The organism is Pseudomonas sp. YH-1 (assembly GCF_051990045.1).
GTDB classification, from domain to species: domain Bacteria; phylum Pseudomonadota; class Gammaproteobacteria; order Pseudomonadales; family Pseudomonadaceae; genus Pseudomonas; species Pseudomonas nicosulfuronedens.
In genome coordinates this window covers 6346413-6369784 of record NZ_CP178184.1, presented here as the reverse complement: position 1 = coordinate 6369784, position 23372 = coordinate 6346413, and the positions used below count along the sequence as shown (strand labels likewise).

Sequence of the window (23372 nt, the reverse complement as noted above, 5' to 3'; positions counted from 1 at the left end):
ATCCAGCCTCGATACTGCCACCATCCTCCCCGACACGAGCCCCGCCATGGCCCACCCCAACGCCCAGCTGATCGAACGTTTCTACCAGGCCTTCCAGCGCCGCGATGGCGACGCCATGGCCGCGTGCTACAGCGCCGATGTGCAGTTCAGCGACCCGGTCTTCACCGACCTGCGCGGCGCCGAGGCGGGCGACATGTGGCGCATGCTCACCGCCCGTGCCCAGGATTTTTCGCTGACTTATGAGGGCGTCGAGGCCGACGAGACGCGTGGTTCGGCACGCTGGGTGGCGTCCTACACCTTCGCCCAGACGGGTCGGAAAGTGATCAATCACATCCAGGCACATTTCCACTTCCGCGACGGATTGATCTGTCAGCACGTGGACAGCTTCGACCTGTGGAAGTGGTCGCGCCAGGCCCTCGGCGCCAAGGGCGCCCTGCTGGGCTGGGCGCCGCCGGTGCAGGGTGCGATCCGCGCCCAAGCCGCCAAGGGGCTCGCGGCTTACCGCGCACAAAGGGTGGGGAAGGCCTGATCGCGGGCTTTCGGGCTCGCCCGTGACGGCGGGATAGGCTTAAATGACAGGCGACTGAGAGCCGGACGCCGCCATGATCACACTTTTCCAGTTCCCGCCCGCCTTCAACGTACCCAACGTCAGCCCCTTCTGCCTGAAGCTGGAGACCTTCCTGCGCCTCGCCGGGCTGGAGTACCAGATCAAGCACGTGATGGACCCGCGCAAGGGGCCCAAGGGCAAGCTGCCGTTCATTACGCTGGACGGCAAGGCCGTCGCCGACACGGCGATCATCATGCGCACGCTGCAGCAGTACTACGAATTCGACCTCGACGCCGGCCTCGATGCCCGTGGCCGTGGTTGGGCGGTGTCGATCACCCGTCTTTGCGACGAGCACCTGGTGCCGCTGCTGGTGTACTTCCGCTGGCTCGATGAGCAGGGTTTCCGCCAGGTGAAGGACGTGATGTTGCGTGGCGTGCCCGCACCGCTGCGGCCGACGGTAGGTGTGATGCTGCAGCGCAAGATTCGCGGCGACCTCAAGGGCCGCGGCCTGTTGCGCCACAGCCGCGAGGAACTGCTGGGCTTCGCCCGTGACGATCTCGAAGCCCTGGACGGTATGCTCGGCGACCTGCCGTACTTCGGCGGCGCCCAGCCGTGCAGCGCCGATGCGGCGACCTACGGTGTGCTGGCCAACCTGATCCTCAGCACCCTGGAAACCCCACTCAACGACATGGCGCGCAGCTACGAGCGCCTGGTCGCCTACTGCGACCGCATGCAGGCGCGAGTCTGGGCGTCGTGACCGCTGCCGAGCCCAAACCCTGGTTCGTCTACCTGGTGCGCGCCGAGAACGGCGCGCTGTACTGCGGCATCAGCGACGACGCGCAACGGCGCTTCGAAACCCATCGTACCGGCAAGGGCGCGCGCTTCTTCCATTCCAGCCCGGCCCAGGCGCTGGTCTACGTCGAGGCCTGCCCCGGCAAGGGCGATGCCCTGCGCCGCGAGCGCGCGATCAAGGCGCTGACCAAGAAGGCCAAGGAGCACCTGGTGCTGGCCTGCCCCTTCACCATCAGCGCCGTGGATGTCGTCCCATCCGAGGGATGAGGTAGGACTCGTCCTAGGTACGGGTTAAGCTGCCGGACCACCTTCCGGCCGCTGGAGCCACCCATGTCCGAGCTGATCCTGCACCACTACCCGACTTCGCCCTTCGCCGAAAAGGCGCGTCTGATGCTGGGCTTCAAGCAGCTGTCCTGGCGCTCGGTGACCATCCCGCCGCTGATGCCCAAGCCGGACCTGATGGCCCTCACCGGTGGCTACCGCAAGACCCCGGTGCTGCAGGTCGGCGCCGATATCTACTGCGACACCGCGCTGATCGCCCGCCGCCTGGAGCAGGAAAAGGCCGTGCCCGCGCTGTTCCCCGAAGGCCATGAGTTCACCTCGGCGAGCTTCGCCCTGTGGGCCGACTCGGTGATCTTCCAGCATGCCGTCAGTCTGGTGTTCCAGCCCGAATCCATCGCCATGCGCTTTGGTAAGTTGCCGCCGCAGTTCCTCCAGGCCTTCGTCGCCGACCGCAGCCAATTGTTCAGCGGTGGCACCGCCAGCAAGCTGCCGGCCGAGCAGGCCAAGCACCAATGGCCGGCCTTCATGGCTCGTGTCGAGGAGCAGCTGGCCCGAGAGGAAGGCGACTTCCTGTTCGGCGAAGCGTCCATCGCCGATTTTTCCCTGGCGCACTGCCTGTGGTTCCTCAAGGCCACGCCGGTCACTTCGCCGCTGGTGGATGCCTATCCGGCCGTCAGTGCCTGGCTTGGCCGTGTCCTGGGCTTTGGCCACGGCGCGCCCAGCGAAATGAGTGCCGAGGAGGCCATCGCCGTGGCACGTGACAGCCAGCCGGCCGCGCTGCCAGAGGAAACCTTCGTCGATCCCAATGGCTTCAAGGCCGGCCAGCGCGTGGTGATCGCCGCCACCGACTACGGTTGTGACCCGGTCGAAGGCGAGCTGCTGCACGCCGGGCTGGAGAGCCTTATCCTGCGCCGCGAAGACCCGCGCGCCGGCACCGTCCACGTGCACTTCCCGCGTATCGGCTTCAGCATCCGCCCGGCCTGAGTCCGGCCGGGCCGGGGCACTGCCGCGTCACCGGCGTACGCAGGCGCGGCAGGTTCTCGGCCATCTCTCGAAAATGCTGCAAGCGCTCGTAGCAGAGCGCCATCTCCCCGCTGTTGCTGTTGTACCAGGCGTCCGGTGCGCCGCAGCTGACCATCCGCAGGTTCAGCGGGCGCGGCGGGTGGAACAGGCGGAAGACCTCGTTGACCATCAGTTGCAGGTGATCGCCGTCGCGCAACAGGGCGACCAGCGGCCTGGCTTCCTCGGGGTTCATCGAAGGTGTCTCCCAGGTCAGGCGCCAGGCCGCGTGGTGCTGGATTGAGGACGTACGCCGGGTGTGCCTGATCCATTCGAGCGCCTTGCTCGCCTGATGGAATTCCTGGTCGCAGTAGACCGCCCGCTCATAGGGCAGGCCGGTGAGCGGCGGCAACCAGTCCAGACGCGCCATGTCGCTGCCGTAGAGCAGGCAGGCGATGTTGTAGTAGCGCTGCTCGTCCAGCGGGTGGCTGTCCCACGCCAGTACCTGGTCCGGTGGCGGCTTGGGCGTCTGCCACTCCAGCCGCCAGTAGTCGGCGATGTCCAGCAGGCGCGCGTCCACCTCGTCGCGCGGCAACCTGGCGTAGAGGTGGAACAGCAGGATGAAGCCGAGCTGGTCCGCCGCATCCTCCTCGCGCCCGAGTACCGGCAGGTCGTACTCGGCGATCAGCACATGCCCCATCTCGTGCATCACACTGAATTCGGCGTTGGCCAGCACGAAGCGAGCGACGTTTGGCGTCAGTGGCTGCGGCGCAGGGTCGGCGAGTAGGAGGCGAGTGCAGAACAGCAACAGCAGTGCGAAGCATGAGCAGTGCAGCCGGGGCTGCCCGGAGAGCGGAGACGCAGCGACAGGGAGAGCATGCAAGGCGGACATGGCGGCCACCGCGAGCGAGAGGCGCCTGGTTTGACTCTAGCAGTCGCAGCGAGCGGGCTGCGGGGTGCTTTGTCGGAAGACTGTGCGCTGGGCGCTTGAGGCGTCTGGCGCGGGCGTCTATCGTCCATCTCTCATTGCACGACACTCAATGCCGAGAAGGGACGCCGCGCATGCACGCCTACGATATCGAACTGCTGAAATACTCCACGCCCGCCGCCGGGGAGGCGCTCCAGGGCTGGTGCTTCGGCCTGCCACCGGGTATTACGCCCGAACAATGGCCACTGGACCCGGATACCGGCTACCCGCTGATGCACGGCTTCACCCTGCGCCTGCCCGAGGACTATCGGGTGCACGGGCCGGAGATCGTTGCGTTGAGTTTCTTCTCGCTGTCGCCGGACCAGAACGACGGCGGCCCGAACTCGGTGGACGGCATCGCCGAGCAGGTCGTCTCGCCCGGTGAGCAGCCGCCGGCCGATCCGAACCTGCTGCCGTTCTGGCAAGCCGGCCGCTCCAGCCATCCGCGCCTGCACCGTATGGAAGACATTCTCGGCGGCGCCTACGCGGTGATCCTGTTGACCGAAGCGGAATTCAACGGCTCTGCCTGCCAGCCGCCACGACTGACCGTGGGCAATCCGCTGCTGGCGCAGACGGCCGAGCCGCAGTGGCTGGCGTCGGGCTCGGCGAGCACCTTTGACACCACCCTGAAGGAGGGCGACTACCTGTTCGGCCTGTTTGGCGGCATTCCCCAGCCTGGACTGGATACGCGTTACCTGCTGCGCTGGACGCCGCGCGCCAGCGACCCCAATGCCGGGGTCCAGCCCGATGAGTACGGTGGCACCGATTACCAGTCGTTCTACTACTGGGAGAACGACGACATCCACCGCGACAACTACCGCGAGCACGCCTGGAGCCAGGGCCACCAGCCCAACCATATCGGCGGCACCATGCGCCCGGTGCAGGGCATGCCGGACGTCAGCGCGTACTACATCGGTTTCGAGGAATACCTGGGCGGCTACAACTTCGGCAGCGGCAACGCCCAGCTGGATTTCCGCGACATGAAGATCGACTGGGCCTGCTGAGTCCTCCGTCGGGCGGATTCGCGAGCAAGGACTGGGCGTCCCCCTCGGTCCTACGAGAAGCGCTCCGTATTTGTCGGCTGCCGGTAGGAGCGAGCTTGCTCGCGAACCGCCCAGCGCCCAATCGTCACGCACAAAAAAGCCCATCGCGAGATGGGCTTTTTTGTCAGCGCGGAGCTCAGTCCTTGCGACGCTTGAGCTGGTCCTGCAACTGGGTCGGCAGGCCGCGGATGATCAGCATGTCGCGGGCCTCGTCGTACTCCACCTTGCTGCCCAGCAGGTGCGCCTCGAAGCTGATCGACAGACCCTCGGCGCGGCCGGTGAAGCGGCGGAACTGGTTGAGGGTGCGCTTGTCCGCCGGGATCTCTGGCGACAGGCCGTAGTCCTTGTTGCGGATGTAGTCGTAGAAGGCGCGTGGCGCCTGGTCGTCCATCAGCTCGGAAAGTGCGTCCAGGGCCATCGGCTCGCCGATCTTGGCCTGGCTGGTGGCGTAGTCCACCAGCACGTCGGTCTTCTCGCGGGCCTGCTCTTCGGGCAGGTCTTCGCTTTCCACGAAGTCGCTGAAGGCCTTGAGCAGGGTGCGGGTCTCGCTCGGGCCGTCGACGCCCTCGGTGCAGCCGATGAAGTCGCGGAAGTAGTCGGAGACCTTCTTGCCGCCCTTGCCCTTGATGAACGAGATGTACTGCTTGGACGTCTTGTTGTTCTGCCACTCGGAAATGTTGATCCGCGCGGCCATGTGCAGCTGGCCGAGGTCCAGGTGGCGCGACGGGGTCACTTCCAGCGACTCGGTCACCGCCACACCTTCGCTGTGGTGCAGCAGGGCGATGGACAGGTAGTCGGTCATGCCCTGCTGGTAATGGCAGAACAGCACGTGGCCGCCGGTGGAGAGGTTGGACTCTTCCATCAGCGTCTTCAGGTGCTCCACCGCCTGCTTGGAGAAGGCGACGAAGTCCTTGCCGCTGTCCAGGTACTCGCTCAGCCAGCCGCTGAACGGGTAGGCGCCGGACTCGCCCTGGAACAGGCCCCAGGCCTTGTTCGGCTTGGCGTTGTAGCTTTCGTTGAGATCGGCCATCAGGTTCTCGATGGCTTGGGAGTCGCCCAGCTCGGCATCGCGCGCGTGCAGCGTGGCGGGGTTGCCGTCGGGCTTCTTGTCGATCAGGTGGACGATGGCGTGGCGAATCGGCATGGCGGACCCGGATGTTCAGTGCCGGCGGTGCCGCGCGCATCGAAGCGGCGGCGGGGCGGGCGGATTGGAAAACGCCAGAGTTTACCCGACAAGGCGCCGGGATGCGCGACGCCGATCAGTCCGCCGGCGCCAGCCCCTGGTCGCGCTCGCGCCGGTTGCGGCGCAGCTGGCGCAGGCGGCGGATCACATAGTTCAGGTGCAGGTGCAGCTCGTACAGCTCGTTGTAGTACGACAGCGGCACCTCGACCTTGGCCAGCTCGGCCTCCAGCTGCTCCAGGCGCTCGATCTCGGTGCTCAGCTCGGCGCTGCCGGTGCGTTCGTCCAGGCGCCGGTCGATCTCGCGCAGGTAGCGGTACCAGCGGTAGATGCGCGCGCGGATACGCCAGCGGTACAGCGGGCCGATGGATTTCATCAGCGGGATGAGGATGGCGATGAAGGGGATCAGCAGGATGATGTAGCGGTCCGCCAGGGAGGCGATACGGAACGGCAGGAAGCGCTGTAGCAGCGGCGGGCCGCTCTTGTAGTAGCGCTCCGCGTCCTCCTGTAGCGCCAGGGTGCGCGGCTCGGCGCTGGGGAAGGCGCCGGCCGCATCGAGCAGGGTGCCGCTCTTCATCACCGCGCGGGCAGCTTCGAGGATCAGCGGAGTGAGTGCCGGGTGAAAGTCGCCGTTGACCGCCAGGGTGGCGACCGGCGCCAGAGTGGCCAGGTCCTCATCCGGCACGTTCTGCGCCAGGTTCAGCAGGCCTTCGCTGACCTCCACACGCTTGAGGAAGGGAATCCGCGCCTCGTAGGCGTGGGCACGGCGAAAGCCCGTGAGCTTCAGCTCGGGGCTGGCGGCCAGGCGCTGGATCAGCGGGTTCTCCGCCGGGCCGACGAAGAAGGCGGCATCCAGCTCACCGGCCAGCAGCTCGTTGGCCACTGCGTTGCCGCCGCGTGCCTGCCAGCCGGCGGGCAGGGGATCGGTGGGAATCTCGTTGGCCTTGAGGATGGCCTCGGTCACCGCCTCGGTGCCGCTGCCGGAACCGCCGACGGCAACGCGCAGGGCGAGCAGGTCGGCCAGGCGGTCGATCTTCGCCTCGCGGCGCTGGAACAGCCACAGCGGCTCCTGAAACATCGCGCCGAGTGTTTGCAACTGAGCGCGCTGCTTGGGCTCCAGTTGCTGCTCCTGGCCACTCTGCACCAGTGCCACATCCACGCCGCTCTTGCCGTCCAGCAGCTTGCCCAGGTTCTCCCGTGAACCCGAGGTGCGCACCAGTTGCAGGTCGAAGCCCTGCTTGGCCAGCTCCTCCTTCAGCCGCTGACCGAACACCGCGTAGCCGCCGCCCGGTGCGCCGGTGGCCAAGGTGGCGCTCATCGGCGGTGGCGGGGCGACGAAGTAGAAGACCGCGGCGACCAGTGCGGCCAGCACCGGCACCAGCCAGAGGTTGGCACGCACCAGGATGGCGAGGTCCTTGAGCATATTGAGCAGGCGTTGCATGGCGTTCCCTCGAAATACCCTTTCCAGAAACCTTAGCGGTTCGTTATCGACCGGGAGGTTCTGCGGTGGTTCACCGGGGGAATCGATCCTGGGGTTTCAAATTTCGCGTGTATTAAATGTGAAATTTTCGTTAAATGAGTGCCATCAAAATGATATCTGTCCTGTGTTGTCGCCATGCTGTTCAAACCACAACGGAAGCGGTTTCCAAACACCCTCAGGAACGGTGAACTGACATTACACGCCGGGGATTCGGCCTCCCCCGGTCTGCTGGATGGCATTGCCGATCTCATTCGCCAGCGCGAACAGGGGCGCCGTATCGTCGGCTGCGTCCAGGGCAACGGCGCTTTGTCCTTCGTGAAGGTCAGCCGGGTGGACGGGTTCCGCACCAAGGTTCGCCTGCTGCTGGGCCGCAAGCGACGGCAAGGTGGCTTCGACTGGACGGTCGCCGAGTTGCTCAACACCACCGAGGCCAGTGCGCGCAATGCACCGGTGCCGGCCGTCCATGGTTTCGGCTACCGCAAGCGGCGCTACGGCATGGTCAACGAACTCTTCCTGCTCACCGAATACCTCGACGGCTATGTCGATGGCTTGCACGCCCTGGAGCAACAGCACCTGTCCGTCGAGCGGCTGCTGGCGCAGGCCCTGGACCTGATTGGGCAACTGCATGCCAGGCAGATTGCCCATCTCGACCTGTGGCTGGGCAACGTGATGGTCCACACCGGTGGAGAGGCGCCCAAGGTCATCGATCTGGAGAACTGCTACATCGGTCCGCTGCCGCATTTCGCCGCGGTACTCGGCTTCCAGTTCGGTTTCCTCTACTACTACCGCGCGCGGCAGTACATCGATGAGGCGAGCTACGATCGGCTGGTGGAAGTGGCGCTTACCCGCTATCCGCAACTGGACCGTCGGGTGTTCGACGCCATCTACCCACGGGCCAAGCATCAGCACGTGGGTCGCAAGGAGCGCCACCAACTGGTGAGCCACGGGCGCTTCATCGCCGACTGAAAGCGTGGGTGGATGACGCTATCATCCCTGCCTTCGAGCAGCGGTAGCGGACTCCACCTTTCATGCGCATTCTCCACACCTCCGACTGGCACCTGGGCCAGCATTTCATGGGCAAGAGCCGCGAGGCCGAGCACCAGGCGTTCTGCGCCTGGCTGGTCGAGCAGGTGCGCGAGCAGGCCGTGGACGCGGTAATCATCGCCGGCGACGTGTTCGATACCGGCGCGCCGCCCAGCTATGCCCGCGAGCAGTACAACCGCTTCATCGTCGAGCTGCGCGACACTGGTGCGCGCCTGGTGGTGCTGGGCGGCAACCACGACTCGGTGGCGATGCTGGAAGAGTCCCGCGACCTGCTGGCCTGCCTGGATACCCAGGTGATCGCCGCCGTCGGCACCGACCTCGAGCGCCAATTGCTGGTGCTGCCGCAACGTTACGGCCAGCCCGGCGCGATCCTCTGTGCGATCCCCTTCATCCGCCCGCGCGACGTGCTCACCAGCCAGGCCGGGCAGAGCGCGCAGGACAAGCAGCTGGCCCTGCAGCAGGCGATCCAGACGCACTACCGCGAGCTGTTCGAGCGCGCCGAGGCGGAGCGCGAAAAGCTCGGCCGGCATCTGCCGATCATCGCCACCGGCCACCTCACCACCGTCGGCGCGAGCGCCAGCGAGTCGGTGCGGGAAATCTACGTTGGCACCCTGGAAGCCTTCCCCACCAGTGCCTTCCCGGCGGCGGACTACATCGCCCTCGGCCATATCCACCGGCCGCAGAAGGTCGGGGGCCTGGAGCATATCCGTTACTGCGGCTCGCCCATTGCCCTGAGCTTCGACGAAGCGACCCAGGGCAAGGAAGTGCTGCTGGTGGACCTGGATGACAGCGGCCTGCGTGGCGTCACCGCGTTGCCGGTGCCGCGCTTCCAGCCGCTGAAGTCGGTGTCCGGCAGCCTCGCCGAACTGCCCGCCGAACTGGCCCGCGTCGCTCGCGAAGGCAGCGCGGAGCAGCCGGTGTGGCTGGAAGTCCTGGTGCACACCGATGACTACCTGACCGACATCCAGCTGCGCGTCGAAAAGCTCTGCGAAGACCTGCCGGTGATCGTCCTGCGCACCCGCCGCGAGCGCGGCACCGCGCAGGCGGCGCTGTTCAGCGAGAACAAGGAAACCCTCGACGAACTCAGTCCGGAGGACGTGTTCCGCCAACGCCTGGATGCCGAGGATCTGGAGGCGCCACTGCGCGAGCGCCTGACCGGGCTCTACCGCCAGGTCGTCGCCGAGCTGCAGGAGGAGCGCCCGTGAGAATCCTCAGCCTGCGCCTGAAGAACCTCAACTCGCTCAAGGGCGAATGGAAGATCGACTTCACCGCCGAACCCTTCGCCGGCAACGGCCTGTTTGCCATCACCGGGCCCACCGGGGCGGGCAAGACCACGCTGCTCGATGCCATCTGCCTCGCGCTGTACCACCGCACGCCACGCATGAGCGTGCTGTCGCAGAGCGGCAACGAGCTGATGACCCGGCACACCGCCGACTGCCTCGCCGAAGTGGAATTCGAGGTTAAGGGCCAGCCTTACCGCGCCTTCTGGAGCCAGCGCCGCGCCCGCGACAAGGCCGAAGGTGCGTTGCAGGCGCCGAAGGTGGAATTGGTGCGCATCGACCGCGCCACCGGCGAGGGGCAGATTCTCACTGACAAGATCAACGACAAGCTGAAGCAGACCGAGACGCTCACAGGGCTGGACTTCGAGCGCTTCACCAAATCCATGCTGCTGGCCCAGGGCGGCTTTGCCGCTTTCCTCGAAGCCAACGCCAACCAGCGCGCAGAGCTGCTGGAGGAGCTCACGGGCACGGAAATCTACGGGCTGATTTCCCAGCGCGTGTTCGAGCGCACGCGGGAGATGCGCAGTGTTCTGGACCAGCTCAAGGCGCGCTCCGAGGGGTTCGAACTGCTCAGCACCGAACAGCGTGACGAACTGGAACAACAGGGCCGCGATGCCGCCTTGCAGGAAACCGCTTTGCAGTCACAACTTGCGGCCGTTCAGGCACAACGCCGCTGGCGTGAAGACCTGACCCGCGCACAGCAGCAGGTCGAGCAGGCAGGCGCGAAGGAGGCCAGCGCGCGCCAGGCGCTGGAGCACGCACAGCCCGATCTGCAGCGCCTGGCGCACAGCGAGCCTGCCGTTCGCCTGCAACCGCTGCACCAGGTCTGGCGCAGCAGTCACGAGAGTGTCGAACAGGTTCGCGTGGCGCTGGAGGATAACCGCACGCAGCAGGTGTCCAGCCGTGATGAGGTCGCCCAGGCTCTGTGGGCGGCGAGCCAGTATGCTCAACAGGCGCAAGAGGTGCGCGAGAGTGAGCACAAGGCTGTCAGCGAGCAGCAGCAGGAGTTGCAGGCGCGCCTTGCGCAGCATCCGCAGCGCGCGAAGCTGGGTGAGATGTTGGGCGGCTGGCGCGCGCAGTTCGCCCAGCGCTCGCGCCTGGCCAAGGCTATCGCCGACTTGCAGCGGCAGGCACAGGCGGCTGACCAGTCATTGCAGAACGCGACCACGCAGCGGCAGACCCTGCAGGGCAATGTTGCTTTCATGCAGCAACAATTCGATTCGGCTGGGGCGCAGGAAATCCGGTATCAGCAGCAGCTCGATACCTTGCTGGGCGGCGCGACCGAAACTGGCCTGCGTGAGCGCCTGCAACAGATACAACTGCAAATCCGTGGGCTCGACCGCCTGGAACAACTGGCCCAGGTCCGAACCCAGGCCGCTGCGCAACTGACGCGCTGGCAGCCGGAGCTCGATGTGCTGCGTCAGCGCAAGGGCGAGCGTGACACGGCCATCGTAGCGCTGCGCGAGCGCTATCAGGCGACCAAGCAGCAGGTCGCCGACAAGGAAAAACTCCTGCAGCAGGAGCAGCGCATCCACCAGTTGGAGCATCTGCGCGCGCAGTTGCAGCCCGGTGAGGCTTGCCCGTTGTGCGGCTCGCCGGAGCATCCGGCGGTGGCGGCCTACCAGGCGCTGGATGTGTCCTCTACCCAGGCGGCGCTGGAGCAGGCGCGAAAGCAACTGGCCGAACTGGAAAGCCAGGGCATCGCCTTGCGTGGCGAGCTGGCCGAACTGGATGCGCAGCTGCAGCAGGGCCAGCGTCAGCTGAACGAAGCCCAGGTCGCGCTGGCGCAGCACCAGCAGGCGTGGCAGCAACAGTGTGAAGCGCAGGGTCTCGCGCTCAAGGACGACCAGCAGCTCGCCGCCGAGCGCGAGCGCCATGAGACGTCGCAGGCCGCCTTGCAGCAGCAGCTCAAGGCCCTGGACGAACACAGGGTCCAGCTCCAGCAGGCGCAACAGCAACGCCAGCGCGCCGAACGTGACCATGCCGAGGCTGCTCAGCAATTAGCGCTGTTCGATCAGCAGCAGACTCACGAACGCCAGCGCCAGGAGGAGCGTGCGCAGCAGCTCGCCACCCAGCGGGCAGACCTGCAACAGCAGGATCAGGTAGTGGCCGACGCACTGGGCGAGCTGGGTTACGACGTGCCGGAGGATGGTGAGCAGTGGCTGGCCGAGCGCGCGGCAGAGTGGCAGCAATGGCAGCAGGACCAGCAGCGCAGCCAGGAACTGGCCGCCGCCGAGCGTGATGCCGAACAGGCTGCCCGTGCGGCGCAACAGATCGCCGAGCAATGGCAGCAGCGTTGGCAGGCTGCCGGATTCGATACGCGTCAGGCGCTGGCGGTGCAGGCAGCGCCGCAACAGGCATTGGCGCAGGCCGAGGAGCAATTGGCAGCCGCCCAGCGTCAGGCCGATGCGCTGCAAGGCCGCGAGCAATCCTTGGCTGAGCGACTGGGACAGGAGCAGGCGCGCCTGGCGGAGCGCCTGGCGAGCTGGCAGCAGGCGCTGGCGGCGAGTCCCTTCGCCGACGAGTCGACCTACCTCGCTGCGCTGCTGGACGATGCCCAGCGTGCGGAGCTGACCCAGTTGCGCCAGCGCCTGGAAACGGCGATCACCGAAGCCGTCACCTTGCGTGCCGCCGCCGCGCAGGACGTCGAGCGCCTGCAGGCCGAGCCCCACGGCAAACTGCCGCTGGAGGAGCTCGACCAGCAGTTGCAGGCGCTCGCCACGCAGCTGCGCGAGCTCGGCCAGCGCCAGGGCGAGATTCGCGCCCAGTTGCAGGGCGACGACAATCGTCGCGCCAGCCAGCAGAGCCTGTTCGCGGAAATCGCCCGGCAGGAGGAGGAGCACGATCTCTGGCAGCGCCTCAACAGCCTGATCGGTGCCTCCGACGGCGCGCGTTACCGACGCTTCGCCCAGGGCCTGACCCTCGACCACCTGGTGCACCTCGCCAACCGTCAGTTGCAGCGCCTGCATGGCCGTTACCAGCTGGCGCGGCGCAGCGACGGCGAGCTGGAGCTGGAAGTGGTGGATACCTGGCAGGGCGACACTGCGCGCGACTGCAAGACGCTGTCCGGCGGCGAGAGTTTCCTGGTCAGCCTGGCGTTGGCGCTCGCGTTGTCCGACCTGGTCAGCCACAAGACCAGCATTGATTCGCTGTTCCTCGATGAAGGCTTCGGTACTCTCGACGGCGAAACCCTGGAAGTCGCGCTGGATGCCCTCGACAGCCTCAACGCCACGGGCAAGACCATCGGCGTGATCAGCCACGTTGAGGCGCTGAAGGAGCGCATCCCGGTGCAGCTCAAGGTGCACAAGGGTGTCGGCATGGGTTACAGCCAACTCGATGCGCGTTTTCGTTTCAATCCCTAGCGTTTCGAGCCATAGAAAGCCTGATGGACAGATCGATCCGGTAATGCTCTGAGAACGGTCTGGTCGACTGGATCGAGCTGTACGGCAGCCGCTCCACGATTGATCCACATCAGGTGGAACGCGTGTGCCGGAGTGCTGTCAACTTGCAATCGACGTCAGGCGAGATAGGCTCAAGACCGCGTAAGTCAGCCGTCCCGCCTGGGTCGGCATCCACAGGTATCGTGATCTTTCGTAGAGGTGATTTGTGATGAAGCAATCCGCATCGGCTCCGAAGAAACCCGCAGCGGCCAAACCCGCCGCGAAGCCGGCTGCGAAAGCGGCCAGCAAACCTGCCGCAAAACCTGCCGCTGCCAAGCCGGCCGCCAAGCCCGCTGCCAGCAAACCCGCAGCCGCCAAGACAGTCGCTGCAAAACCCGCCGCAAAGGCTTCTGCCGCCAAGCCTGCCGCAGCCAAGGCCGCTCCACGCCGCGCCCCCGCGCTGGCCACGCCGTCGGACCTGAGCAAGAACGCCACCCGCGATCTGTCGGCGGCGCTCAATCGCCTGCTGGCGGATGTCTTCGCGCTGTACCTGAAGACCAAGAACTTCCACTGGCACGTGAGCGGTCCGCACTTCCGCGACTACCACCTGCTGCTGGACGACCATGCCACCGAGATCTTCGCGATGACCGACGCGATTGCCGAACGCACCCGCAAGATCGGTGGCGGCACGCTGCGCTCCATCGGCCAGATTGCCCGCGAGAAGCGCATTCTCGACAACGACGCGGAGTACGTGCAGCCGCTGGACATGCTGGCCGAACTGCAGGAGGACAACAAATCGCTGACCTCCTACATGCGCGAGGTCCATGGCCTGTGCGACGAGTACCACGACATCGCCACCGCCAGCCTGATCGAGAACTGGATCGACGAAACCGAGCAGCGCACCTGGTTCCTCTTCGAGACCAGCCGCCGCGGTGACAACACCGGCCATTGATTGGTATGCCAGAAACACCAAGGCCGCCTTCGGGCGGCCTTGGTGTTCTTGTAGGAGCGAGCTTGCTCGCGAACCGCATTGCACCTGGCTCGCCGGCTGGATTGTTCGCGAGCAAGCTCGCTCCTACCGTTCACGGGGCGCTCTGCCAGAAGGTGGAAAACTCCTCGAATGGATAGCGCGTACCGTCGTAGCTGACGGTGGTGCGCACGGTCTTCGGCGTACCGACATCGTCACCTTCGTGCTCGCGCTGCACCTTCGAGCTGACGATCAGGTCCGCATAACCGTTGTGACTGTCCTTGCCCATGGCCAGGGTGAGTTGCGAGCGCTCGATGACCAGCTTGTCGGCGCCGCCGCAGACGACGCCTTCAAGTGTCGTCCATTGCCGCAGGTAGGTGCGGAACACTTCCTTGAGCTTGTCGCCTTGAGGTGCATAGAGGCTGAAGTCGTCGTAGGACCAGGCGTCCGGACAGCTCGCGCCGCGTGCCACGCTGCTGATGATCAGGCCGAAGCCGCGCACCTCCGGAGACAGGCGATAGCGCGCGGTGTCTAGCCACAGGCTGGAGCTGTCGATTTCCACCATGGCGTCCTCGCCGATGCTGTCGTCGCTGCGTGTCACCAGCTTGCCGCTGCTGGTGTCGAGCTGGCCCACCAGCAGGTTCAGGTTGCGCTCGCCCGGCTCGGCCTTGTCGTCCGCCGTGCTGTAGGCGATGGCTACTACCTGCAGCTCTGGATCGTCCGGCCAGGGCTTGCAGGCCGCAGCCACCACGGGCGTTGCCGCTCCGGACTGCGGCGCCTGCCAGCCCTGCTGGCCGAGCAGCCCGGCCAGTGTCTGCAGGGTGGCATTGTCGCAGGGTTGCGCGGTGCGCTCCGCCGCGCCGGCGCTGGTGGCAAGTACCAGCAGCGCGGCGCAGGTCCATTTCCCTATGGGGTACATCGGGTGCTCCTTGGGTTCATCGAGGCGAATCAGCGGCCTTCGCTGTCCTTCCACTTGTTCATCAGGGTGTTCGATTCCAGGCTCTCGTCGAGCAGCTTCTTCGCTGTCTCCACACCGGCCACCGGCAGCCCGGCGGGGTCGAGCAGGCCGATCTGCACCAGTACGCTGGCCTGGTCCCAGTAGATGTGTTCATGGCACAGCTTGTCACCACGGAAGCGGATCACGCCGAGCATGGGAATCTCCACGTACTTGCCGGTGGGCGGCACGCCGGGGAGCATCCAGTCGATTTCGCTGGTGTGGGTGAAACACATGACGAACTCGTCCACCACCTGCAGCGCACCGACGGTGCGGGAGATCGGCACCAGTTTCATGTCCGGCGGATTACCGTGGACGAAGTGGTTGCGGTAGAAGCGTGCCAGTTCGTCCTGGCCGACGCCGCCGGTCATGGTGGGAATATGGTTGACGTAGGGCTGGGCGACCATGGTCGCCATGGTGGCGGGCACGTCACGGGCGGCGAACTCGTGGTAAATGTGGTCTTCCCACAGCTGCGACAGGTCGAAGTCCGGGCCGATCTCGCGCTTGAGCGCGCCGATGCTGCGCTCGTGGGCCATCAGCGCGGCGGGCTTGTCGAAGTGCATGCCGTTGGGACGGGCGAAGGCATGGTCGACGCCGGGGTAGCTGTAGATTTCCGCCTTCGGCAGCTTGCCGAGGACTTCACCGATGGCCGCGCGGGCTTTGGCGTCGCAGTACACGTCCTGCTCGGCGAAGTGCAGCACCAGGCGACCCTTGATGTTCGCTGCCTCGTCGAGCATCTGCTCGATGCCCATGCCGTAGTAGCCCACCGAGCAGGCGGCGTCGGTGCGCGCGGCGGTGAGGTAGGCGAGCTTGCCGCCCAGGCAGAAGCCGACATAGCCGATACCGCGATCCTCCACCGCCGGCAGCGCGCGCAGGGCGTCCATGGCGGCAGCGATGTCGTCCACACCCTTGTCCACGTCGAAGCGCTGGAACAGGCCGATGGCCTGGCCGAAGTCGGCCTCGCTGTAGCCCAGCTCCAGGTTCGGCTGCAGACGCCAGAAGAGATCGGGCACCAGGGCGACGTAGCCTTCCTCGGCATAGCTGTCGGCGATGCTGCGCATGTTGGCGTTGACGCCGAAGATCTCCTGGCCGATCACCACTCCGGGGCCGTGCCCGCTGGCCGGTACCGCGAGATAACCGCTGAAGCTGCCGCTGCCGTCACGCGCGGCGATGCTGATGCTCTTGCCCATGTTCCCTTCTCTCCCAGGCTCGTTGTTGTGGTGTTCTGGCGCGCATAGGGTGCGGGCTGGAGCGGCGCCTGCCAAGTGGCCAATGGTGCGATGGCGGTTGACAGCCTGGCTTCGGAGGACCACAACTCGGGTTCGAACCTCTGGAGGACTCTCACGATGTTGCTGCGCGCCCAGGCCTCGACCCTGCTGATCATCGACATCCAGGAACGCCTGTTCCCGGCCATTCACGACAACGAGGCAGTGCTCGAACACAGCGCCTGGCTGCTGGCCATCGCACGGCGGCTGGGCGTGCCCGTGCTGGCCACCGAGCAGTACCCGAAGGGCCTCGGCACGACGCTGCCGGCGCTGCGTGACGAACTGGCGGAGGGCGTGGTGCTGGAGAAGATCGCCTTCTCCGCAGTCGCCGATCCCGGGATGTTGCAGATGCCCGGCGGCGATAGTCGGCAGTTTGTGGTGTGCGGCACCGAAGCGCACGTCTGTGTGTTGCAGACAGTGCTGGGGTTGCTGGCCGAGGATCGCCAGGTCTACGTGGTGGACGAGGCCGTCGGCTCGCGTCGGCCGCGGGACAAGGTGCTGGCGCTGGAGCGGATGCGGCAGGCCGGCGCGGTGATCGTCTCGCGGGAGATGGTCGCCTTCGAGTGGATGGAGCGCGCGGGGACGGAAATCTTTCGCGAGATCAGCAAGCAGTTCATCCGCTGAGTCACTTTAACGAGTGACGAACAGCCGGTCGCCCAGGAAGTCGAGGAACACCCGCAGCTTCAGCGACATGCGCCGACCCGCCGGCCACAGCGCGTGGAAGCTGCCCTGGTGCGTAGTGTGTTCGCTCAGCACCTGCACCAGCCGGCCGTCGTTCAGCGCGCTGCGCACCGCGAAGTCGGGCAGGCAGGCGATGCCCATGCCCTGGCTGGCAACGTTGATCAGCATGTCGGCGGTGTTGCAGATCAACCCGCCGTCCAGCTGCGGTTCGCTTTCCCCGGCTGCCAGCTTCAGCGGCCAGCGCTGCACCAGCCCGCTGCTGGGGTAGCGGTAGTGCAGGCACAGGTGCTGGTTCAGGTCGGTCGGGCGGCGGGGCGTGCCGTATTGGCGCAGGTAGGCCGGGGCGGCTACCAGCATCAGGCTGAAGTCGCCCAGCTTGCGTGCCTTCAGGCCTGAATCGCGCAGTTCACCGCCGCGCACCACCAGGTCGAAACCTTCCTCGATGACGTCCACCAGGCGGTCGGTGAAGTCGATGTCCAGCTGGATGCGCGGGTAGCAGCGGAGGAACTCCGGCAGCACCTGGGGCAGCAGCCCGGCCACCAGCGGCATGCTCACCTTCAGCCGGCCTCGGGCCTGCTGGGTGGACAGCGCCAGCTCCTGCTCGGCCGCTTCCAACTCGTCGAGGATGCGCCGGCAACGATCGAGGAACAGTTGCCCTTCGTTGGAGAGACTCAGGCTGCGCGTGCTGCGGTGGAACAGGCGCACGCCCAGGCGCTCCTCCAGGCGCGCGATGCTCTTGCCCACTGCCGAAGCGGAGAGGCCGAGCAGGCGAGCGGCCTGGGCGAAGCTCAGGGAGTCGGCGACCTGGAGAAAGACGCGCAGGCCGTTGAGGCTGTCCATGGGCGGGTATCCGTGCAGGTGGGCAGCTATTGTGCCGCGCGTTGGGGGATCGATTGCGGACAGTGATGTCCGTTTTGTTCGGAATCCTAGCCTGTTTTTCCGTAATGCCGGGTTGATTAGCTTTCGGCGGGTCTTCCTCGATTCCTTGCGGACCCACCATGAAACCTTCCCACGATATCTCAGAAAATCGATCCGACGCCTCGCGCTGGCTACTGCTACTGGCGGCCAGCCTGACGGCGGTGCTGATTCCCCTGTGCTTCACCGGCCCGGCCGTGGTGCTGCCGGCCATTGCCCGTGAGCTGGGTGGCTCGGCCGTGGCGCTGAACTGGATCGTCAACGGCTACGTGCTGGCTTACGGTGCGGCGATGATGGCGGCCGGCAGCCTGGCGGACGTGTACGGACGCAAACGCATCTGGCTGGTCGGCTTGGCGCTGTTCTGCGCCACCACCCTGGCGATTCCCCTGGCCGGCTCGGTGGCGGCGATCGACTTGCTGCGGGTATTGCAGGGAGCGGGAGGTTCGGCGGCCTTTGCCGCTGCCATGGCGGCGCTGGCGCAGGAGTTCGAGGGGGCCATTCGCACGCGGGTGTTCAGCTTGCTGGGGACAACCTTCGGCGTCGGCCTGGCCTTCGGCCCACTGCTCGCCGGCTGGCTGACCGATGGGCCGGGCTGGCGCTGGGTGTTCCTGGTGCCGGCGGTGTGCGCGCTGGCCTCGGTGCCGGTGGTCGTACGCTTCTGCCGTGAGAGCCGCGACCCCCAGGCACGCGGTCTGGACTGGCCCGGTGCGCTGAGCTTCACTGCCGCGCTCAGCTTGTTCACTTATGGCCTGCTGCTGGCGCCGGAACAGGGCTGGGCGAGCTTTTCCGTGATTGTCACACTGGTGCTGAGTGGCGTGTTGCTGGTCGTGTTCGTTGCCGTCGAACGCCGTGTGGAGCGGCCTTTGCTGGATCTGTCGCTGTTCAGCCAATGGCGTTTCGTTGGTGTACAACTGCTGGGTGCGTCGCCGGCGTTCGCCTACGTGGTGCTGATCGTCCTGCTGCCGGGACGCTTCATCGGCATCGAAGGGCAGGGCGCGCTGCAAGCTGGCTGGACCATGCTGGCGCTGTCGGCGCCGCTGTTGATAGTACCCTTCCTGGCGGCGCTGCTGGCGAAGCACTTCAGTGCTGGCAGCCTCTCGGCAATCGGCCTGCTGATCGTGGCGGGCGGGCTGATGTGGCTGGCGCGCAACCTGGCAGGCGGTGTCGCGCCAGATGTGCCGCTGTTGATGATCGGCATCGGTATCGGCCTGCCCTGGGGGTTGATGGATGGCCTGGCGGTGAGCGTGGTCGAGCGTGAACGCGCCGGCATGGCGACGGGCATCTTCAACACCGTGCGGGTGTCCGCCGATGCGGTGGCCATCGCCGTGGTCGGCGCTTTGCTGGCGACCTTGATCGCTTCGCAGTTGGAGCCCTTGGGCCTGGCCACGGCGGAGCGCCTGATGAGCGCCAACCAGTTGGCCATCGGCAATCTGGCGGCGGTCGTCGAGCAGTTGCCGCAGCTGGCGCCCGAGCAACTGCGCAGCGACTACGTGGCCGTGTTCAGCCGGGTGTTGGAGCTGCTGGCCGGGATCACCCTGGTCGTAGCGGGGCTGGTCTTTGTGCTGCTGGGGCGTGAACGCTCGCCGGCGCTGTTGGCTGAAGTCTGACGCGGGGGCGAGTCGTAGGGCGAATAACCGCTTGCGGTTATCGTCGGTGCTGAGTGACGGCGGATAACGCGTGCCGCGTTATGCGCCCTACGCTTTGCGGCGGTGCTCTGGCTCGAGGAAGGTCCAGGCGACGAAGCGGCTCTGCTTCTGCCCCTGGGCCATGTCCACGGTGCGAATGGAGATTGCGCCTGCCTTCTTCAGCACGCGACGGAAGTCGTCGAGGTTGCCGCCCTTGGACACCAGCGAGCTGAACCAGCGCACCTGTTGGCCGACTTCGGCGCTTTCCGCCGCCAGCTTGCGCAGGAAGGCGATCTCGCCGCCTTCGCACCACAGCTCGTTGCTCTGCCCGCCGAAGTTCAGCTTGGGCAGTTGGCGCGACGGGTCGAGCTTGCCGAGGTTCTTCCATTTGCGCCGGCTGCCGCTACTGGCTTCCTCGGGTGAGGCATGGAAGGGCGGGTTGCACAGGGTCGCGTCGAAGCGCTCATCGGCGCCGAGCAGGCCACGGAAGATGTGCTTCGGGTCGTGCTGCTGGCGCAATTCGATAGCATCGCTCAGGCCGGGATTGCCACTGACGATGGCCTGGGCAGAGGCGAGGGCGGCCGGCTCGATGTCCGAGCCGAGGAAGTGCCAGCCATAGTCGCGGTGCCCGATCAGCGGGTAGATACAGTTGGCGCCGACGCCGATGTCCAGCACGCGTACCTCCGGCCCGCGCGGCACGCTGCCACCGTTCTCCTCGGCGAGCAGGTCGGCGAGGTAGTGCACGTAATCCGCACGACCGGGGATCGGCGGGCAGAGGAAGCCGGCGGGAATGTCCCACTGGCCGATGCCGTATTGCGCCTTGAGCAGCGCGCGGTTGAACACGCGCACTGCCTCGGGGTTGGCGAAGTCGATGCTTGGCTTGCCGTAGGGATTGGTGATGACGAATCGGCCCAGCTCCGGGCAGCCCTCGATCAGCGCCGGAAAGTCGTAGTGGCCCTGGTGGCGGTTGCGCGGGTGCAGCAGGTTCGGCCGCTTGGCGGCCGGGTCGCGCAGAGCCTGGGCGGGGCTGGCGGGCTTGATGGGGCGTTTCGGTGGTTTCGACATGAGGGCGTGCGGGACAGGGAAGCGGTGGGCGATTTTCCCACAGATGCTCCTGGCGCGCCTCAGCCGATCAGCGCACTGCCCAGGCGGTCGAACAGCAGGCAGCAGAGCAGCAGCGGAATGGGCAGGCCGAGCAGGGTGCCGAGCATGTACGGCCAGAAACCGATGCCCGACAGGGCCAGGCTGTAGTTCAGCGTCGGCGAGGTGATGAAGGCGTGGCGCAGCAGGAACACGCTGCTCGCCGGGCGCTGGTCGAGGTGGCTGAACACCGCGCGGGTCAGCCGGTTGTTCAGCAGGCGCAGGCCGTTGCCGCCGACGGCGCGCACGATCAGGAAGGTGAAACCGCAGGAGAACACTGCCGCGCAGTAGGTGATCAGCCCGCCCCACAGCTTGCCCATGGCCAGCACGGCGGCGGCGAGGAACAGCAGGCCGGGGATGTGCAGCAGGTTGCCCAGGGCGAACAGGCCGACGAACAGCAGCAGGCCGCCCAGGCGGTTGTCGGTCAGTTCGGTGCGCAGGGCGTCGAGGCTGAACTCCTCATGCAGGCCGCTGGCGCGGTAGAGCAGGGCCAGCACTCCGGCGAAGGCGAGCAGCAGGATCAGTCGGCGAGAGCGCCAGAGAATGGGTGGAACGGCAAGCATGCGGGCGGGCTCAGGGGTACTGCAGGATGTCCTTGATCTTCGGCAGGTGCGCGGCGATCCAGCGCGGATCGATGGCGCCCCAGTCGCGGATGCGGTAGTGGCCGGCGTTGTTGCGTTCGCCGTCGTGCTGCTCGAAGGCGCAGTCGATGTCCAGATCGGCCAGCGCGGCCAGGGTGTCCTGTGCCGTGCGTCGGGGCATGCCGGTGGCCTCCATCAGCGCCGGGACACTGGTCGCGGTGCCGCTGTCGATCAGCCACGCGACGTACAGGCGGCGGTAGAAACTGCTTTTGGTCTTGCTCACTTCCATCGAGACGTTTCCTTGTTGATCCTGCGGTGGACGACTACAGCGGCAGCAGCCAGGGTACCAGCACAACGCTGACGATCATCACCAGAATCGTGAAGGGTACGCCAACCTTGACGAAATCGGCGAAGCGATAGCGTCCGGGGCCGAGCACCAGGGTATTCACCGGCGAGGAAATCGGCGTCATGAAGGCGGCGGACGCGGCCAGCGCGACAATCATCGCAAAGGCCTCGGGTGAGGCGCCCAGGGCTTTTGCCGTGGCGATGGCCACCGGCGCCATGAGCACGGCGGTGGCAGTGTTGGAGATGAACAGGCCGATCACCGCCGTCAGCACGAACAGGCTGGCGAGAATGGCATAGGGCCCGGCACCGCCGAGGACGCCGACCAGGCCGTTGACCGCCAGGGTGATGCCGCCGGTCTTCTGCAGCGCCAGGGCGAAGGGCAACATGCCGACGATCAGCAGCAGGCTCTGCCAGTGGATGGAGCGGTAGGCGCTGTCCATGTCGATGCAGCGGAACGCGCCCATCAGCAGGCAGGCGATCAGCGCCGCCATGACGTTGGGCACCAGCCCGCTGACCATCAGGATCACCATCACCGCCAGGCTGAACAGCGCGTGCGGCGCCTGGCTGGCGGCGGGGGCGGCTTCATCGACCTCGGCGGGCAGGCTGAGCACCAGGAAGTCGCGGCTGCGCGCCTGGAGCTGGCGGATTTCCTTCCAGTCGCCGATTACCAGCAGGGTATCGCCGACCTTCAGTTTGGCCTCCAGCAGGCCCTCGACCAGGGCTTCGCGGTTGCGCCGCAGGCCCACCACGTTGAGGCCGAACTGGCTGCGAAATTCCAGGTCCCGCACGCTCTTGCCCAGCAGTGCGGACTCCGGCGGCAACGTGACCTCGGCCATCCCCACCTCGTGGGCTCGCTCGGTGAAATAATCGCCTTGCAGGCTTAGCGGTTCCAGGCCGAACTCGTGGTACATGCCCAGCAGGTCGCTGCGCTCGCCGTAGATATCCACCAGCAGTACGTCGCCGGCGTGCAGCACGATATTGGCGCTGGGGGTGAGGATCTTCAGGCGAAAATGCACCATGCGTTCGATGGCGACTACGTTGGTTCCGGCGCGGGCGCGCAGTTCCACGTCAGCCAGGCTCATGCCCACCAGTTGCGAATCGGGGCGGATACGCAGGCGCCGCTCGCGGCCGGCCAGTTGGTAGTCGCGGATCAGGTCGCCCAGGGTGCGGCGCTTGACGCTCTGGCTGTCGTCGCCATCGTCATCGCCCAGCCAGCGGCGTGCCACCAGCATGTAGCCGACGCCGAGCACCAGCACGACCAGGCCGAACGGCGTGAAGCTGAAGAAACCGAAGCCCTTCGAGCCCTCGCGGACCAGCTCGCTGTGCACCACTACGTTGGGCGCGGTGGCGACCAGGGTGAGCATGCCGCTGATCAGCCCGGCGAAGCTCAGCGGCATCATCAGCCGGCGCGGCGAGACGTGCAGGCGCGCGGCGATGCTCAGCACCACGGGGATGAAGATGGCGACCACGCCGGTGGAGCTCATCACCGAACCGAGACCGGCCACGGCGAGCATCAGCAGTACCAGCAGGCGTGTCTCGCTGGAGCCGGCGCGGCGCGTCAGCCACTCGCCGATTCGATAGGCCACGCCGGTACGTACCAGACCTTCGCCGATGACGAACAGCGCGGCGATCAGGATGACGTTGGGATCGGCAAAGCCGGCCAGCGATTCCTGCACGTTGAGCACGCCCGACAGTGGCAGGGCGACCATCACCAGCAGGGCGACCACGTCCATCCGTGGCCGGTTGATGACGAACAGCCCGACAGCGGTGGCGAGCAGGGCGAGGACCCAGATCAGTTGCAGACTCATGCGCTTCCCTAGCTGATGTTCGGCGCGCCATTGTGCCCGTTGTGGCGGGCACGTTGC

Annotated in this window: 21 protein-coding genes; 11 read left to right on the top strand and 10 right to left on the bottom strand. The window is 66.4% G+C overall.

Annotated elements, in window-relative coordinates:
- Positions 1 to 46: 46 nt before the first annotated feature.
- The 4 genes from ACKI1H_RS29545 to ACKI1H_RS29530 all read left to right on the top strand — a co-directional run bounded on the left by ACKI1H_RS29545 (position 47) and on the right by ACKI1H_RS29530 (position 2605).
- Positions 47 to 529: a nuclear transport factor 2 family protein gene (locus tag ACKI1H_RS29545; RefSeq protein WP_138526397.1), complete on the top strand. Its 483-nt coding sequence runs from the start codon at positions 47 to 49 to the stop codon at positions 527 to 529.
- A 73-nt stretch (positions 530 to 602) separates the two neighbouring features.
- Entirely contained in the window at positions 603 to 1304 is a 702-nt protein-coding gene (locus ACKI1H_RS29540; RefSeq protein ID WP_440467178.1) for a glutathione S-transferase C-terminal domain-containing protein, read from the top strand.
- Positions 1301 to 1606, top strand: coding sequence for a GIY-YIG nuclease family protein (locus ACKI1H_RS29535; RefSeq protein WP_440467177.1), 306 nt, complete (start codon positions 1301 to 1303; stop codon positions 1604 to 1606). Before ACKI1H_RS29540 ends, ACKI1H_RS29535 begins: the two co-directional genes overlap by 4 nt.
- A 63-nt stretch (positions 1607 to 1669) precedes the next feature.
- Positions 1670 to 2605, top strand: coding sequence for a glutathione S-transferase family protein (locus ACKI1H_RS29530; protein ID WP_440467176.1), 936 nt, complete (start codon positions 1670 to 1672; stop codon positions 2603 to 2605).
- Here ACKI1H_RS29530 and ACKI1H_RS29525 read toward each other — a convergent pair.
- Positions 2586 to 3512: a DUF4344 domain-containing metallopeptidase gene (locus ACKI1H_RS29525; protein WP_246084946.1), complete on the bottom strand. Its 927-nt coding sequence runs from the start codon at positions 3510 to 3512 to the stop codon at positions 2586 to 2588. The genes ACKI1H_RS29530 and ACKI1H_RS29525 overlap by 20 nt on opposite strands.
- Before the next feature lie 170 nt (positions 3513 to 3682).
- Here ACKI1H_RS29525 and ACKI1H_RS29520 point away from each other — a divergent pair, with 170 nt between their 5' ends.
- Complete coding sequence (locus tag ACKI1H_RS29520) at positions 3683 to 4591, top strand: hypothetical protein (protein ID WP_440467175.1); 909 nt, start codon at positions 3683 to 3685, stop codon at positions 4589 to 4591.
- Positions 4592 to 4766: 175 nt separating this feature from the next.
- Here the strand turns inward: ACKI1H_RS29520 and yejK are convergent, their stop codons facing one another.
- Positions 4767 to 5774, bottom strand: a complete 1008-nt coding sequence (gene yejK / locus ACKI1H_RS29515; RefSeq protein WP_045210626.1) for a nucleoid-associated protein YejK — start codon at positions 5772 to 5774, stop codon at positions 4767 to 4769.
- 115 nt (positions 5775 to 5889) lie between these two features.
- Complete coding sequence (locus ACKI1H_RS29510) at positions 5890 to 7251, bottom strand: TAXI family TRAP transporter solute-binding subunit (RefSeq protein ID WP_440467174.1); 1362 nt, start codon at positions 7249 to 7251, stop codon at positions 5890 to 5892.
- Positions 7252 to 7425: 174 nt separating this feature from the next.
- Here ACKI1H_RS29510 and ACKI1H_RS29505 point away from each other — a divergent pair, with 174 nt between their 5' ends.
- The 4 genes from ACKI1H_RS29505 (at position 7426) to ACKI1H_RS29490 (ending at position 13946) form a co-directional block, all read left to right on the top strand.
- Entirely contained in the window at positions 7426 to 8256 is an 831-nt protein-coding gene (locus ACKI1H_RS29505; RefSeq protein ID WP_440467173.1) for a lipopolysaccharide kinase InaA family protein, read from the top strand.
- Between the two features lie 62 nt (positions 8257 to 8318).
- A complete protein-coding gene (gene sbcD, locus ACKI1H_RS29500; RefSeq protein ID WP_440467172.1) occupies positions 8319 to 9539 on the top strand; it encodes an exonuclease subunit SbcD in 1221 nt (406 codons plus the stop codon).
- Positions 9536 to 12976: an AAA family ATPase gene (locus tag ACKI1H_RS29495; protein WP_440467171.1), complete on the top strand. Its 3441-nt coding sequence runs from the start codon at positions 9536 to 9538 to the stop codon at positions 12974 to 12976. Before sbcD ends, ACKI1H_RS29495 begins: the two co-directional genes overlap by 4 nt.
- A gap of 247 nt (positions 12977 to 13223) precedes the next feature.
- Positions 13224 to 13946 (top strand): Dps family protein, encoded by a 723-nt coding sequence (locus ACKI1H_RS29490; protein WP_440467170.1) that lies wholly within the window; start codon positions 13224 to 13226, stop codon positions 13944 to 13946.
- 130 nt (positions 13947 to 14076) lie between these two features.
- Here the strand turns inward: ACKI1H_RS29490 and ACKI1H_RS29485 are convergent, their stop codons facing one another.
- Both ACKI1H_RS29485 and ACKI1H_RS29480 read right to left on the bottom strand, forming a co-directional pair.
- Complete coding sequence (locus tag ACKI1H_RS29485) at positions 14077 to 14880, bottom strand: hypothetical protein (RefSeq protein ID WP_440467169.1); 804 nt, start codon at positions 14878 to 14880, stop codon at positions 14077 to 14079.
- A 29-nt stretch (positions 14881 to 14909) separates the two neighbouring features.
- Positions 14910 to 16145, bottom strand: coding sequence for a dienelactone hydrolase family protein (locus ACKI1H_RS29480; RefSeq protein WP_440467168.1), 1236 nt, complete (start codon positions 16143 to 16145; stop codon positions 14910 to 14912).
- Positions 16146 to 16301: 156 nt separating this feature from the next.
- On the opposite strand from ACKI1H_RS29480, the gene ACKI1H_RS29475 reads away from it, so the two are divergent.
- Positions 16302 to 16844 carry a hydrolase gene (locus ACKI1H_RS29475; RefSeq protein WP_440467167.1) on the top strand — a complete coding sequence of 181 codons (543 nt, stop codon included), beginning with the start codon at positions 16302 to 16304 and terminating at the stop codon, positions 16842 to 16844.
- Positions 16845 to 16850: 6 nt separating this feature from the next.
- On the opposite strand, the gene ACKI1H_RS29470 is transcribed toward ACKI1H_RS29475, so the two are convergent.
- Positions 16851 to 17741 (bottom strand): LysR family transcriptional regulator, encoded by an 891-nt coding sequence (locus ACKI1H_RS29470; RefSeq protein WP_440467166.1) that lies wholly within the window; start codon positions 17739 to 17741, stop codon positions 16851 to 16853.
- 158 nt (positions 17742 to 17899) lie between these two features.
- Between ACKI1H_RS29470 and ACKI1H_RS29465 the strand changes: the two genes are divergently transcribed.
- A complete protein-coding gene (locus tag ACKI1H_RS29465) occupies positions 17900 to 19423 on the top strand; it encodes an MFS transporter (RefSeq protein WP_440467165.1) in 1524 nt (507 codons plus the stop codon).
- A gap of 87 nt (positions 19424 to 19510) precedes the next feature.
- On the opposite strand, the gene rlmF is transcribed toward ACKI1H_RS29465, so the two are convergent.
- The 4 genes from rlmF to ACKI1H_RS29445 are packed head-to-tail and all read right to left on the bottom strand — an operon-like array spanning position 19511 to position 23315.
- Positions 19511 to 20506, bottom strand: a complete 996-nt coding sequence (gene rlmF, locus ACKI1H_RS29460; protein ID WP_440467164.1) for a 23S rRNA (adenine(1618)-N(6))-methyltransferase RlmF — start codon at positions 20504 to 20506, stop codon at positions 19511 to 19513.
- Positions 20507 to 20565: 59 nt separating this feature from the next.
- Complete coding sequence (locus ACKI1H_RS29455) at positions 20566 to 21144, bottom strand: VTT domain-containing protein (protein ID WP_138526382.1); 579 nt, start codon at positions 21142 to 21144, stop codon at positions 20566 to 20568.
- Positions 21145 to 21154: 10 nt separating this feature from the next.
- Positions 21155 to 21451, bottom strand: a complete 297-nt coding sequence (locus tag ACKI1H_RS29450) for a winged helix-turn-helix domain-containing protein (protein WP_024762881.1) — start codon at positions 21449 to 21451, stop codon at positions 21155 to 21157.
- Between the two features lie 34 nt (positions 21452 to 21485).
- Positions 21486 to 23315: an SLC13 family permease gene (locus ACKI1H_RS29445; RefSeq protein ID WP_138526381.1), complete on the bottom strand. Its 1830-nt coding sequence runs from the start codon at positions 23313 to 23315 to the stop codon at positions 21486 to 21488.
- Positions 23316 to 23372: the final 57 nt, after the last annotated feature.